Here is a 12584-nt window from a genome sequence, read left to right on the forward strand (position 1 = left end):
GCAACGCTGCCGCCGGAAGCCGTCCTCGCCTCGCGGCGCATGATCCGCGGCGAGCCGGAAGAACTCGCCGAGCGCATCGACCTCGAGGCAGACTTTTTTCGCGAGCGGCTTCAATCGCCAGAGGCGCAGGCCGCATTCGCGGCGTTCTTCGCAAGGAAAAAATGACGTCAGCATACGCCTGGCGCATCGCTTGCAACCGAACGCACGATATTGATAACGATCGCATCGACTTCGCCGCTCGTACCCGCGAAGGCGGGGACCCCGCCTTCGCGGGTACGAGCGGAGTTTGCAAAGCAAGCATGCGCGCCAAATGGCCCCGTACGACATGACCCACGCCCCGAACCTGCAACAGGTCGTCACCGAAATCGCCGACGAGATGCGTCAGCGGCCCGACCGCGGCGCTGTGGCGACCTACATCCCGGAGTTGGCGCGCTCCGATCCGTCGAAATTCGGCATGGCGGTGATCGACGCCGATGGACGCGTGGCGCTCGGCGGCGACAGCGAAGAGCCGTTTTCGATCCAGAGCATCTCGAAGGTGTTCACGCTGACGCTTGCTCTCGGCCGGATCGGCGACAGGCTGTGGCGCCGCGTTGGCCGAGAACCATCCGGCAGCGCGTTCAATTCGATCGTCCAGCTCGAATACGAGCAAGGCATCCCGCGCAATCCCTTCATCAATGCAGGAGCGATCGCCGTCACCGACGCAATCCTCTCCGGGCACAAGCCCCGCGAAGTGCTGGGCGATATCCTGCGCTTCCTGCAGTTTCTGGCGGACCATTCCGCGATCACCATCGATGAGGCGGTGGCGGCATCCGAGCAGCGGACCGGCTTTCGCAACGTTGCGCTCGCCAATTACATGAAGGCCTATGGCGTGATTGAAAATCCGGTCGATTACACGCTCGGCGTCTATTTCCACCACTGCGCAATTGCGATGTCCTGCCGCCAGCTTGCGATGGCCGGCCGATTTCTCGCGCATCAGGGCCGCAATCCCTCGACCGGATATGCAGTGGTGCAGCCCGAACGCGCGCGACGCATCAACGCCATCATGCTGACCTGCGGTCATTACGACGGCTCGGGAGAATTCGCCTATCGGGTCGGCCTGCCGGGCAAGAGCGGCGTCGGTGGCGGGATTTTCGCGGTGGCGCCGGGAAAAGCGTCGATCGCCGTCTGGTCACCGGGGCTGGACGACAGCGGCAATTCGCATCTCGGCCGGATCGCGCTCGAAAAGCTCGCCCACCGCATGGGCTGGTCGATCTTCGGAGCGTGATGGAAGATCCGCGACGGCGCGTTCAGCGCCGGTGACCTCCTGATGGTGAGCGGGCTGCGCGGCTCAAGGGATCGGACGTCCTGAAACGCCTGTCCGAACCTCTCCGCTGATGTGGTCCGCGGCGAAGTGCGGCCGGCGTTCGGCCGGGAGTTCGAGACCCAGCTGGCGGTGTTCACCGCGGCATCGTCCGGCTGACGACGCTTTTTTCCGAACGGCCGTCGGATCGCACGCCCGAGCGGCATAAAAAGAGCGCGCGTCCCGGCGACGCGCGCTCTTCGCACAGACCCGGCGCTGTGCAATCGAAGTTCGTCCAACCTCAGTTGGTTTTTGACCGCTCTTCGCGGATGGCTTCTTCGTGGTACCACGAGCTGCCACTCGCGGCTTTGGCGACGCGCACTTGCGCACGCGTATTGCTTGTGTCCTCCGGGGCGGCCGCGAAGCGGCCACGCGGGGGAAAGGCGATGATCTCGGCGGATCGGTTCAAGCTAGTCATCGGTTCAAGCCTTGGTTCGGGTTGAGCGCGATTCAACTCTCTGGGGACCAATATAACGCTGCTGCCCGTGAATTGCTCCGAATGCCTCTCATAAAATCAGCGCATGCATACAATATGGGCTTTTGCCGATCTGCCGCTTTGCCCGCCAATCACGCACCGCATACAAAATGCTGTCCTGCAATAACTGCCCGGCCCACGGGCATTGCCGCCCGGATTGGCACACAAAATGCTTTGGACGGAGCCATTGCCGGTAGCCGGGCGCGAGCCGGCACCCGATTGACCATCGGGAACCTTTTCCGCGTCGTTAGATCAAGAGAGACCAATGCCAAAGTTCAAGCTCGAGTATATTTGGCTCGACGGTTACACCCCGGTCCCGAACCTGCGCGGCAAGACCCAGATCAAGGAATTCGAGTACTTCCCGACCCTTGAGCAGCTCCCGCTCTGGGGCTTCGACGGCTCCTCTACGATGCAGGCGGAAGGCCACTCGTCGGACTGCGTGCTGAAGCCAGTCGCCGTATATCCCGATGCCGCGCGCAAGAACGGCGCGCTGGTGATGTGCGAAGTGATGATGCCGGACGGCGTCACCCCGCACCCCTCGAACAAGCGCGCGACCATCCTCGACGATCCGGATGCCTGGTTCGGCTTCGAGCAGGAATACTTCTTCTACAAGGACGGCCGCCCGCTGGGCTTCCCGACGGAAGGCTACCCGGCTCCGCAGGGCCCCTATTATACCGGCGTCGGCTACAAGAATGTCGGCTCCGTCGCCCGCGAGATCGTGGAAGAGCATCTCGAGCTCTGCCTCGCCGCGGGCATCAACCACGAAGGCATCAACGCGGAAGTCGCGAAAGGCCAGTGGGAATTCCAGATCTTCGGCAAGGGCTCGCGCACCGCAGCCGACCAGATGTGGATCGCCCGCTACCTGATGATGCGGCTCTGCGAGAAATACGGCATCGACATCGAGTGGCACTGCAAGCCGCTCGGCGATACGGACTGGAACGGCTCGGGCATGCACTCGAACTTCTCGACCAAGTATATGCGCGAAGTCGGCGGCAAGGACTATTTCGAAGCGCTGATGAAGCAGTTCGAAAAGAACCTCGAGGACCACATCGCCGTCTACGGTCCGGACAACCACATGCGCCTGACCGGCAAGCACGAGACCGCGCCGTGGAACAAGTTCTCCTATGGCGTTGCCGACCGCGGCGCTTCGATCCGCGTGCCGCACTCCTTCGTGAACAACGGCTACAAGGGTTATCTGGAAGACCGTCGCCCGAACTCGCAGGGGGATCCCTACCAGATCGCTTCGCAGATCCTGAAGACGATCTCGGAAGTGCCGACCGGCGCGAAGGCCGCAGCAGCCTGATCAGACAATACGGACGCACGCGCTTTCAAGCGTGCGCGTTCGTCAGAGTCCCGGCTCGGCCCTGATGTCAGCAGGGCCGATGTCACACGGGGGAGGTACTTGGTCGTCCCTCCCCCGTTTTTATTTTGTCCGGCAGATCAGGCGGCCAGCGGCTTCAGCCCGCGCTCGATCTCGGCACGCCGCTTCTCAAGAAATGGCGGCAACGCCAGCTTCTCGCCGAGACTTTCCATCGGCTCGTCCGCAGCAAAGCCCGGCCCGTCAGTCGCAATCTCGAACAGGACGCCGTTCGGCTCGCGGAAATACAGCGACTCGAAATAGAAGCGATTGACCTTGCCGCTATTCGGTACACGCAGCTTGCGCAGGCGCTCCGCCCATTCGTCATACTCCGCGCGGTTCGGCGTACGGAACGCCACATGATGCACGCCGCCCGCGCCGGGCTGTGCGACAGGCAGCTTCGGCCGGACCGCGACGTGCAACTCCGCTGCAGGACCGCCCTCCCCCATCTCGTAAACATGGACGATGTCGCTGTCGGAGTCCGGCACCGGATAATCGCGCACATGTCGCATCAGCATGAGTTCGCGCAGCACGACGTCGGTATGCGTCCGGTCCGGCACCGACATGGTGATCGGTCCGAGGCCGCGGATCTGATGCTCCGCCGGCACCGTACTCTTTGCCCAGGGGTGCGCCTCGCCCACGCCGCCGTCGTCAATCAGGCTGAGCCGCTGGCCTTCGGGATCCTCGAAGTCGAGCGTGAAACGGCCGTCTCGTTCGCCGATCTCCCCCACCTTCGCGCCCGCCTCGGTGAGATGGCGATGCCACCATTTCAGCGTATCGTGCCCGGCAACGCGCAAACCGGTGCGCGTGATGGTGTGATTGCCGCGCCGCTCGGGCGCTGCCGGAAAATCGAAGAAGGTGAGATCGCTTCCGGGCGACGCAACGCCGTCGCCATAGAACAGGTGATAGGCGGACACATCGTCCTGGTTCACCGTCTTCTTGATCAGCCGCATCCCCATCACCCGCGTATAGAAGCGCAGATTGCCCGGCGCGTCGGCGGAGACCGCGGTGAGATGATGGATGCCGGTAAGCTGCATGACGCGATCCCGCGAGTTTGAAACGGCAAGGCCGACCCTGTCACGGCCGGCCATTCCGCTCCTAGATATGCGTCGCGGGAGAAAAGGAAAGCCCCGGGGTGGCGGCGCACCAATCTCCTCGCGTTGACTCAAGCGGCCGCACGATGTCCCATCTGCGCACGTGGAGAACCAACCATGTCCCTGAAAGGCAAGACACTTTTCATCACCGGCGCGTCACGCGGGATCGGGCTTGCGATCGCGCTTCGGGCCGCGCGCGACGGCGCCAATATTGCCGTGGCCGCCAAGACCGATCAGCCGCATCCAAAGCTGCCCGGCACCATCCATACCGCGGCAGCGGAGATCGAAAAGGCCGGCGGTCGCGCGCTGGCGCTTGCGGTGGACGTGCGAGACGAGGACCAGGTGAAGGCCGGCCTCGCCCGCACCGCCGAGACCTTCGGCGGGATCGACATCGTTGTGAACAATGCAAGCGCCGTACAGGTGACACCGGTCGAACAGACCGACATGAAGCGCTATGACCTGATGAACGGGGTCAATGCGCGCGGCACCTTCATGGTCTCCAAGTTTGCGATTCCGTATCTGGAAAAGGCGCAGAACCCGCACATCCTGATGAACTCCCCGCCGCTCGACATGGAGGAGCGCTGGTTCGCGCCGCATACCGCCTACACCATGGCGAAGTTCGGCATGAGCATGGTGGTGCTCGGCCTCGCGGGCGAGTTGCGACCGAAGGGCATCGCGGTGAACGCGCTCTGGCCGCGGGTGACGATCGCAACCAGCGCGATCCAGTTTCTCCTCGGTGGCGATCAGGTGATGCGGATGTCGCGCAAGCCCGAGATCATGGCGGACGCGGCCTATGCGATCTTCAACAAGAAGGCCTCGGACTTCACCGGGCATTTCCTGATCGACGACACGTTCCTCTATGGCGAGGGCGTCCGCGATTTCGACCAATATCGTGTCGATCCGACACAACCGCTGGCGGAGGTGTTTTTCACGCCGAGCGAACCGCCGCCGCCACCTGGCGTTGTCATTGACGCAAGGCGCGATATCCGTGACCTTGAAGCTGCACGACAGAAATCCTGACCCGGTATCTCCATCCGCATGACGACGCTGCTGATCAGCCATCCGGCCTGCCTCAATCATCTGACACCGCCGGGCCATCCGGAGCGGCCGGACCGTCTGCGCGCGATCGACCGCGCCCTGGAGAGCGAGAAGTTCGCCAACCTCGCGCGCGAACAGGCCCCGATGGCAGACATTGAAACCGTCGCGCTCGCGCATCCGCGCGAATACGTGGAGGCCATCCGCGAAGCCGCACCGCGCGAAGGCATGGTTGCGCTCGATGGCGATACCTCGATGTCGGAAGGCTCGCTCGAAGCAGCCTTGCGTGCGGTCGGCGGCGTCGTGCTCGCGGTTGACGAAGTGGTCGGCAAGAAGGTCGACAATGCCTTCGTGGCGACGCGTCCCCCCGGTCATCACGCCGAAAGCGTGCGGCCGATGGGCTTCTGCCTGTTCAACAATGTCGCGGTCGCAGCCCGCTATGCCCAGAAGACACATGGGCTCGCACGTATCGGCATTGTCGATTTCGACGTGCATCACGGCAACGGGACGCAGGAGATCTTCTGGAGTGATCCGAACGTGATGTATTGCTCCACACACCAGATGCCGCTCTATCCGGGCACCGGTGCGAAATCCGAGCGCGGCGAGCATGATAACATCGTCAACGCGCCGCTGCGGGCCGGCGATAGCGGCGCCGAGTTCCGCGAGGCGATGGAAACGGTGATCCTGCCGCGGCTCGAGGCGTTCGGACCGGACCTCGTCATCATCTCGTCGGGTTTCGACGCGCATATCCGCGACCCGCTGGCGAGCCTCAATTTCCTCGAGGCCGATTTTGCCTGGGCGACGAAAAAGCTGATGGACCTCGCGGATCGCCGGGCCAGCGGACGCGTGGTCTCGGCGCTGGAAGGCGGCTACGACCTGCAGGGTCTGGCGGGCTCGGTAGACGCACATGTCACCGCGCTGATGCGAGGGTAGCCGGCCGGGTGGCCCACACCCGCTTGCCTTCGGCAAGCGCCCCCGGAGTGGTTATAATCGACGAAGAATCGCAACAGGACCGACATGGCAGAGAACAACCATTCCGACGTGACCAGCATGCCCTTCGAGCGTGCGATCGATGAACTGGAATCGATCATCAAGCGGCTTGAAGAGGGCAAGGTGCCGCTAGCGGAATCCGTCGAGATCTACGAGCGCGGCGAAGCGCTCAAGCGCCGTTGCGAGGAATTGCTGAAAGCGGCCGAAGCGCGCGTCGAGAAGATCACCACCGACGCCGACCGCAAGGCCAAGGGCACGACGCCGCTGGATGTGAAGTAGCGGCGGCGGTCAACTTCTCCACCGTCATGCCCGGCCTTGTGCCGGGCATCCACGTCCTTGCGGCAAGTGAAGACGTGGATGGCCCGGAACATAGGCGTGCGAAGCGACGCCGTTCTTTGAACGGCTATGCCCGGCCATGACGAATGAAGTTCACTTCTTCTTATAAACAATCAGCGTCTTGAAGTCGGCGACGCGCTCCACCGGCTTCTCCTTCTCCCAGACCGGGAGAATCTCGGCCGTGCGCTCCTTGCCCATCGAGTTCCGGTAGAAGATCAGATAACCGCCCGACCTCGTCTTGTCGGTGAACAGGTCGAGCACCTGCCGATCGGTCATGCCGCCATATTCCGGGCTCGCCGTGTTCGGGAAGAAGAACTCGCACAGATGCACCATCGTGACGATGTCGAAGTCCGGCAGGAGGCGCGGATTGGTCAGATAGATGTCGCCGAAATAGGCGATGTAGCTCTTCGCGACCGCTGAGTTGGTCGAGACCAGCTTGATATAGGCTTCGTATTCCTCAATCGAGGCCGTGATCGAGAGAACGGCATTGTTCAGGCCATTGCGCGCCTGCTCGACACCGACGACATGGTGCGTGCCGGTGCCGAAGTGGAAGATCGTCTTGTTCTTCAGGCCCTGGTCGGCGACCCATTCATTGAAATGCACGTCGCAGGGACAGATGTCCTCGTGCAGGTCCCATTTGTCAGTCCAGTAGTTCATCTGCAGCATGGCGTTCCCCGCTATTGTTCCGTATTCGCTAACTTATGCCGGCATGGTTGCCAAGGGGCCTCCCCGCGGCACGTCGGATGCTTCGTCGCGGCTCAACTCGACGATTTTTGGGTGGTATTCGCGCAAAACCTCGCGCCGATCGATGGTCAGAACCACGGTTTCCGGCAGCTTGTCGAGGAGGGTCAGGTAAAGCTCCCGGCCGGACGCGTCGGACAGCGCCGCCACCGGCTCATCGAACAGCAGCACCGTTGGCTTCCGGATCAGGGCCCGGGCGATCCCGATCCGCTGCTGCTCGCCGCCTGAGAGCAGAACGCTCCAGTCGGCCTCCTCGTCGAGCCGGTTGATGAGGTACGACAACCCCACTGTCCGGAGCGCCGATGCGATCTCGGTGTCGGGCACCTCGTCCTGCGGGCTCGGATAGACCACCGCCGTGCGCAACGTCCCGAGCGGGAAATAGGGCCGCTGCGGCATCACGAGCACTTCGCCATCCTTCGGGAATTCAACCCGGCCCGATCCCGCCGGCCACAGCCCGGCAAGAGCCCGGAACAGCGTCGACTTCCCCGATCCCGATGGCCCGGTGATCATCAGCCGGTCCCCCGGCCGAAGCCCGAGAGGCGGCAGGCCGGATATGGTCGAACCATCAGGAAGCCGGATCGAGACGCCCGATATGTCGAGGTCCCGGGCGCCGGTGCGCGACACCGCAATGGTCCCGACGGTTTCCGCGCGGCTCTCGTCGACCATGACCATGGCGTCTTCAAAGCCGGCGAGACGATCGACCATCGCTTTCCATTCGGCGATCTTCGGATAGGCGCTGATGCAGAAGGCGAATGCGCCTTCGACACGGGTGAAGGCGAGCGCCGCCTGCATCAGCGAGCCGAGCGGGATCGCCCCGGCAAGATAGGCCGGCGCCACCATCAGCACCGGCACCACCGTCGAGGCCTGCGCATAGCCGCCGACAAAACCGACAAGACGGGTTTGCGTCACTACCAGGCGCGTCCAGTTCGCGACCAGATTAGTGAAGCGATGATTGAGTTCGGCGCGCTCGACCGGTTCGCCTCCCATGAGTGCGATCGGCTCTGAATGATCCGCCGCGCGCACGATCGCAAAGCGGAAATCGGACTCGAAGCGCTGCTGATTGAAGTTGAGCGGGATCAGCCGGTGGCCGATCAGATGCGCGATCAAAGTACCGAGGCCCGCATAGAGCAGCGCGCCCCAGATCAGCCAGCCCGGAATGGTGCCGCCGGAAAGGCCCGGCACCGGCGTCACTGCCGACAAGCCCCACAGGATGTAGGAGAAAGATGCAAGCGCCACCATGCTGCCGAGCAGGCCGGTGGCGAGTTCGAGCGTGCGCTGGATAAAGAGATAGACATCGCTCGCGATACGCAGATGGATGTTGTCGACCTGCGGCGCGACATAGCGGACGCGGTAATGCCGGCCTTGTGCCATCCACACCGAGACGTAATTCGCGGTCAGCCAGCGCCGCCAGCGGATCTGCAGCATCTGTCCGAAGTAATATTGCGCGGCTCCCGCCAGCACGGCGCAAGCGATGATGAAACCAAAAAACACCAGCTCGGTATAGAAGGCGTCCCAGTCGCGCCCCTCGAGCGCGTTATAGAAGCGCGCGTTCCAGTTGACGGCAGCGACGGCGACATAGACGAGCGCCAGTTCGGCGCCGAAGACGGCCAGCAGCAGCAGCCGTGCCGTCCAGCGCTCTTCGGAGCGGAAATACGGCATCGACAGCCGCAAGAACGTGCGTAGCGCGCGGACGATGTTGTCCATCGGCGTTCCTCGTCTCCCCCCGCCCTCTGGCGGATCGATCACTATACGCGACGGCGCATCGCCTTTACGGATGCGTCCGGGTCACGCATTCATTGCCCCGATTCCTTCGATCAAGCGAAAGAATGGAAGCTGGCTGATTTAGAACATGTTTGGCCGCTATTGCCGCCGTCACGCAAGCGTCACCTGCGTGCGCCAAGGGCTGTTCGGGCGGCTTGCGTAACGTAGCGCCGCCCAACGGCCATATCCGATGACCATGGAAAATACCCTGACCGCCGGGGTCTCCTCCTCCCCGGCCGAAACCGCGTCTCGCTGGCGCACCGAACTGGTCGAAACGCTGCGGCTCGCCTGGCCGATCGCGCTGACCCAGCTCGGCCAGGTTGCAATGATGACCAGCGACCTCGCGCTGCTCGGCCGGCTCGGCGACCACGTCGTCGCCGCTGCGGCGCTTGGCCACACGGTGTGTTTCGCAGTCTTCGTGCTCGGAATGGGTCTTGTGTCCGCCGTGGCGCCGCTCGCGGCGCAGGCGTTCGGCGCGCGCGACGCGCGCATGGTGCGCCGTGCGCTGCGGGTCGGCCTGTGGGCCGCGACGCTGCTCGGCATCCCGCTCAGCTTCGTTCAGCTCTACGGCAAGGAGATCCTGATCGCACTCGGCCAGACCGAAGAGGCCGCGTCTCTCGCTGCGCGCTATCTCTACGGGCTGGCATGGTGCCTCATCCCGGCATGGTGGTTCATCGCGCTGCGCGGCTTCATGGGAGCCGTGAATCGACCCGAGCCCGGCCTCTGGATCACGCTGGTCGCCATTCCGCTCAATACCGCCCTCGCCTATGGCCTGATCTATGGCGAGTTCGGCCTGCCACGTCTCGACCTGCTCGGCGCAGGCATCGCGACCACCATCGTCAATATCGGCATGTGCGTGGCAGCGATCTGGGTGTGCTACGCGCTACGCCCGTTCAGGAAATTTCAGGTCATGGGCCGCTTCTGGCGGCCGGACTGGCCACTGTTCCGCGAGCTAACCGTGGTCGGCGCGCCGATCTCCGGCACCTTCCTGCTGGAATATGGTGTGTTTGCCGCAGCCGGCCTGATGATGGGCTGGATTTCCACCACCGCGCTCGCCGCGCATCAGATCGCGCTGCAGATCGCCTCGATCATGTTCATGGTGCCGTTCGGCATCTCGATGGCCGCGACCGTGCGCGTCGGTCATGCGGTCGGACGGCGCGACAGCGCGGGTACGCGCAGCGCGGGCTTTGTGGCGATCTGGCTCGGTGTCGGCTTCATGTTCGCGATGACGATCCTCGTGATCGCGACGCGCGACATGCTGCCGGTTGTGTTTCTCGGCTCGATCACCGCGGAGAACAGTCAGACCGCGGCGCTGGCCGCTACGCTGCTGATCGTCGGCGCCAGCTTCTTCATCTGCGACGGACTTCAGTCGATCGCGGCCGGTGCGCTGCGCGGGCTGAACGACACGCGCGTACCGCTGCTGTTCTCGTTCGTCTGCTTCTGGGTGATCGGCTTCACCGCCTGCTACGGGCTTGGATTCATGCTGGGCTACGGTGCCCTTGGCGTCTGGGTCGGGCTGTCGCTGTCCGTCATCATCTATGCGCTGATGCTGGTGACGCGCTTCCACATCCTGACCCGCCGCGGCTACATGCCGGACGTGCCGGGAGCCGCGGCGCATTAGTTCAGCCGTTCGCGCGGCGTCACGGCCGCTTGGTCACGAGCTTCGATTTGATCGCATAACCGACGATCGCCAGAATGCCCAGGATCGCGGCGTACGACAGATATTTGTAGCCGAAGCCCTCCGCCACCAGCCCAAGAGCAAACAGGCCGATGATACCGAGAGCCGTGGCGGCAACCTTCTGCGGGCCGGGTCGCCCCATGTATGACTGGTAGGCCCAGTAGGTCGCGAGCGCCAATATCGGAAGGAAGAAAACGAGATCGACGCGAATGTTGCAGTCCGCTTCACACAGGACGCCGCTCGCCACCAGATGCTCGTAGTAGGCATAAAGCGCCCATAGGAGACCCGACACAGCGACCGCCAGACGCGGTCGTTGAAACCCCGCCACCAGGTGGATGACGGCCATCCCTACCGCAATGATCGCTAAAATGTACATCGTGCGTCTCCCAGTCGCTCAGCCGTCCAAGTCGCTCATTGAGCAGAAGCAGGGTTGTCGTGGAACGATATGCCAGCATTGCTTGGCGACGCATTCAATTCTGCTGCGCCGCCTCCGCGAGACACAGGAGCAGCCTTGCCCTGGGCGGCAAAAGCCGGGCATGACACCACCATGGTAGACCGGCTTGTCATTGCGGATATCGGGCATCGCGGCGACGGCGTAGCCCCGTCGCCCGACGGGCCGCTCTTTGTCCCCTATACCCTCCCCGGCGAGACGGTGGATGCCGACGCGGTGCAAGGTCATCCCGACCGGCGGCATCTGTTGCGCGTGGTTGTCCCCTCGCCCGATCGCGTGACGCCGTTCTGTCCGCATTTCGGTGTCTGCGGCGGATGCGCGATCCAGCATTGGGCGGAGCCGCAATACCGCAGCTGGAAGCGCAACCTCGTGGTGAGCGCCTTGCACGAGGCCGGCATCGAAACGTCGGTCGACGATCTGATCGACGCGCATGGGGATGGCCGCCGCCGCGCGGTGTTGCATGCGCGCCAAGGCACGAAGGAGATCATCGAGGTCGGATTTTCCGCTTTGCGCGCGCATACGCTCGTGCCGATCGACCGATGCCCGGTGCTGGCGCCGGGAATGGCCGGCGCGATCGACGCGGCCTGGGCAATCGCCGATGTGCTCGGACCGCTGAGGAAGCCGCTCGATATCCATGTGACCGTAACCCTGAACGGCCTCGATATCGATGTGCGGGGCTCCGGCCCGCTCGAACAGAAGCGCGCGACCGCACTGGCCCGCGTGGCCGCATCGGGGCGGATCGCGCGGATCACGCGGCACGGCGAGATGGTGGCGCTGATCGCCCCGCCGGTCGTGCAGATGGGCAAGGCACAGGTGACGTTGCCGCCCGGCCCGTTCCTGCAGGCCACGGCCCTTGGCGAACAGACGCTTGCGGACCTCGTCCTGCAATACACCGGGAAGGCGAAGACCGCGCTCGATCTGTTTTCCGGTCTGGGTCCGTTTTCTTTGCGGCTCGCCGAGCGCGGCCGCGTCACCGCCATCGACAGCGATCAGCCCGCGATCGATGCGTTGTCCCGCGCGGCGCAGGCGACCTCGGGCCTGAAGCAAGTGACGGCATTGAAGCGCGACCTGTTCCGGCTGCCGATGTCGGCGATGGAGCTCGCACCGTTCGACGTCGTGGTCTTCGACCCGCCGCGGCAAGGCGCGGAAGCGCAGGCGCGCGAGATCGCAAAAAGCAAAGCGAAGACCGTTGTCGCGGTGTCTTGCAATGCCGCGACTTTCGCGCGCGATGCGGCGATCCTGATTGCCGGCGGGTACAGACTTTCGCGCGTCACGCCGGTCGACCAGTTCAAGTACACCGCGCACGTCGAGATCGTGGCGCAGTTCG

Annotated in this window: 12 protein-coding genes and 1 pseudogene; 8 read left to right on the plus strand and 5 right to left on the minus strand. The window is 63.8% G+C overall.

Annotation, left to right across the window (positions count from 1 at the left end; genetic code table 11):
- The first annotated feature begins 325 nt into the window (after positions 1-325).
- Both VNZ93_RS00435 and VNZ93_RS24895 read left to right on the plus strand, forming a co-directional pair.
- Positions 326-1264 (plus strand): glutaminase, encoded by a 939-nt coding sequence (locus tag VNZ93_RS00435; protein WP_325698473.1) that lies wholly within the window; start codon positions 326-328, stop codon positions 1262-1264.
- 12 nt (positions 1265-1276) lie between these two features.
- Positions 1277-1459 (plus strand): annotated as a pseudogene (locus VNZ93_RS24895) (glutathione S-transferase family protein); the annotation flags it as partial.
- 121 nt (positions 1460-1580) lie between these two features.
- Here VNZ93_RS24895 and VNZ93_RS00440 read toward each other — a convergent pair.
- On the minus strand, positions 1581-1757 hold the full coding sequence (locus tag VNZ93_RS00440) for a DUF2735 domain-containing protein (protein WP_325698476.1): 177 nt from the start codon (positions 1755-1757) through the stop codon (positions 1581-1583).
- A gap of 322 nt (positions 1758-2079) precedes the next feature.
- On the opposite strand from VNZ93_RS00440, the gene VNZ93_RS00445 reads away from it, so the two are divergent.
- The gene (locus tag VNZ93_RS00445) at positions 2080-3117 is read left to right on the plus strand and encodes a glutamine synthetase beta-grasp domain-containing protein (RefSeq protein ID WP_325698480.1); all 1038 of its coding nucleotides are present in this window, start codon (positions 2080-2082) and stop codon (positions 3115-3117) included.
- 137 nt (positions 3118-3254) lie between these two features.
- On the opposite strand, the gene VNZ93_RS00450 is transcribed toward VNZ93_RS00445, so the two are convergent.
- Complete coding sequence (locus tag VNZ93_RS00450; RefSeq protein WP_325698483.1) at positions 3255-4208, minus strand: ring-cleaving dioxygenase; 954 nt, start codon at positions 4206-4208, stop codon at positions 3255-3257.
- 174 nt (positions 4209-4382) lie between these two features.
- On the opposite strand from VNZ93_RS00450, the gene VNZ93_RS00455 reads away from it, so the two are divergent.
- The 3 genes from VNZ93_RS00455 (at position 4383) to VNZ93_RS00465 (ending at position 6569) form a co-directional block, all read left to right on the plus strand.
- The gene (locus VNZ93_RS00455; RefSeq protein WP_325698486.1) at positions 4383-5285 is read left to right on the plus strand and encodes an NAD(P)-dependent oxidoreductase; all 903 of its coding nucleotides are present in this window, start codon (positions 4383-4385) and stop codon (positions 5283-5285) included.
- A gap of 18 nt (positions 5286-5303) precedes the next feature.
- Positions 5304-6233: a histone deacetylase family protein gene (locus VNZ93_RS00460; RefSeq protein WP_325698488.1), complete on the plus strand. Its 930-nt coding sequence runs from the start codon at positions 5304-5306 to the stop codon at positions 6231-6233.
- 84 nt (positions 6234-6317) lie between these two features.
- The gene (locus VNZ93_RS00465; RefSeq protein ID WP_325698491.1) at positions 6318-6569 is read left to right on the plus strand and encodes an exodeoxyribonuclease VII small subunit; all 252 of its coding nucleotides are present in this window, start codon (positions 6318-6320) and stop codon (positions 6567-6569) included.
- Between the two features lie 150 nt (positions 6570-6719).
- Here the strand turns inward: VNZ93_RS00465 and VNZ93_RS00470 are convergent, their stop codons facing one another.
- Entirely contained in the window at positions 6720-7292 is a 573-nt protein-coding gene (locus VNZ93_RS00470) for a hypothetical protein (RefSeq protein ID WP_325698494.1), read from the minus strand.
- 33 nt (positions 7293-7325) lie between these two features.
- Positions 7326-9071 carry an ABC transporter ATP-binding protein/permease gene (locus VNZ93_RS00475; RefSeq protein ID WP_325698496.1) on the minus strand — a complete coding sequence of 582 codons (1746 nt, stop codon included), beginning with the start codon at positions 9069-9071 and terminating at the stop codon, positions 7326-7328.
- A 247-nt stretch (positions 9072-9318) separates the two neighbouring features.
- On the opposite strand from VNZ93_RS00475, the gene VNZ93_RS00480 reads away from it, so the two are divergent.
- Complete coding sequence (locus VNZ93_RS00480; RefSeq protein WP_325698498.1) at positions 9319-10749, plus strand: MATE family efflux transporter; 1431 nt, start codon at positions 9319-9321, stop codon at positions 10747-10749.
- Positions 10750-10768: 19 nt separating this feature from the next.
- Here the strand turns inward: VNZ93_RS00480 and VNZ93_RS00485 are convergent, their stop codons facing one another.
- The gene (locus VNZ93_RS00485; RefSeq protein ID WP_325698500.1) at positions 10769-11182 is read right to left on the minus strand and encodes a hypothetical protein; all 414 of its coding nucleotides are present in this window, start codon (positions 11180-11182) and stop codon (positions 10769-10771) included.
- 171 nt (positions 11183-11353) lie between these two features.
- Here VNZ93_RS00485 and VNZ93_RS00490 point away from each other — a divergent pair.
- On the plus strand, positions 11354-12584 hold a 1231-nt coding region (locus VNZ93_RS00490; RefSeq protein ID WP_325698503.1), incomplete at its 3' end, for a class I SAM-dependent RNA methyltransferase.

Source organism: Pseudorhodoplanes sp. (assembly GCF_035565795.1).
Lineage (GTDB): Bacteria > Pseudomonadota > Alphaproteobacteria > Rhizobiales > Xanthobacteraceae > Pseudorhodoplanes.

What these genes read in the sequence shown, in the direction of transcription:
- VNZ93_RS00440 (WP_325698476.1), bottom strand. Translation starts at nt 1,757, where the DNA reads ATGACTAGCTTGAACCGATCCGCCGAGATCATCGCCTTTCCCCCGCGT.
- VNZ93_RS00450 (WP_325698483.1), bottom strand. Translation starts at nt 4,208, where the DNA reads ATGCAGCTTACCGGCATCCATCATCTCACCGCGGTCTCCGCCGACGCG.
- VNZ93_RS00460 (WP_325698488.1), top strand. Translation starts at nt 5,304, where the DNA reads ATGACGACGCTGCTGATCAGCCATCCGGCCTGCCTCAATCATCTGACA.
- VNZ93_RS00485 (WP_325698500.1), bottom strand. Translation starts at nt 11,182, where the DNA reads ATGTACATTTTAGCGATCATTGCGGTAGGGATGGCCGTCATCCACCTG.
- VNZ93_RS00465 (WP_325698491.1), top strand. Translation starts at nt 6,318, where the DNA reads ATGGCAGAGAACAACCATTCCGACGTGACCAGCATGCCCTTCGAGCGT.
- VNZ93_RS00470 (WP_325698494.1), bottom strand. Translation starts at nt 7,292, where the DNA reads ATGCTGCAGATGAACTACTGGACTGACAAATGGGACCTGCACGAGGAC.
- VNZ93_RS00455 (WP_325698486.1), top strand. Translation starts at nt 4,383, where the DNA reads ATGTCCCTGAAAGGCAAGACACTTTTCATCACCGGCGCGTCACGCGGG.
- VNZ93_RS00435 (WP_325698473.1), top strand. Translation starts at nt 326, where the DNA reads ATGACCCACGCCCCGAACCTGCAACAGGTCGTCACCGAAATCGCCGAC.
- VNZ93_RS00480 (WP_325698498.1), top strand. Translation starts at nt 9,319, where the DNA reads ATGACCATGGAAAATACCCTGACCGCCGGGGTCTCCTCCTCCCCGGCC.
- VNZ93_RS00445 (WP_325698480.1), top strand. Translation starts at nt 2,080, where the DNA reads ATGCCAAAGTTCAAGCTCGAGTATATTTGGCTCGACGGTTACACCCCG.
- VNZ93_RS00475 (WP_325698496.1), bottom strand. Translation starts at nt 9,071, where the DNA reads ATGGACAACATCGTCCGCGCGCTACGCACGTTCTTGCGGCTGTCGATG.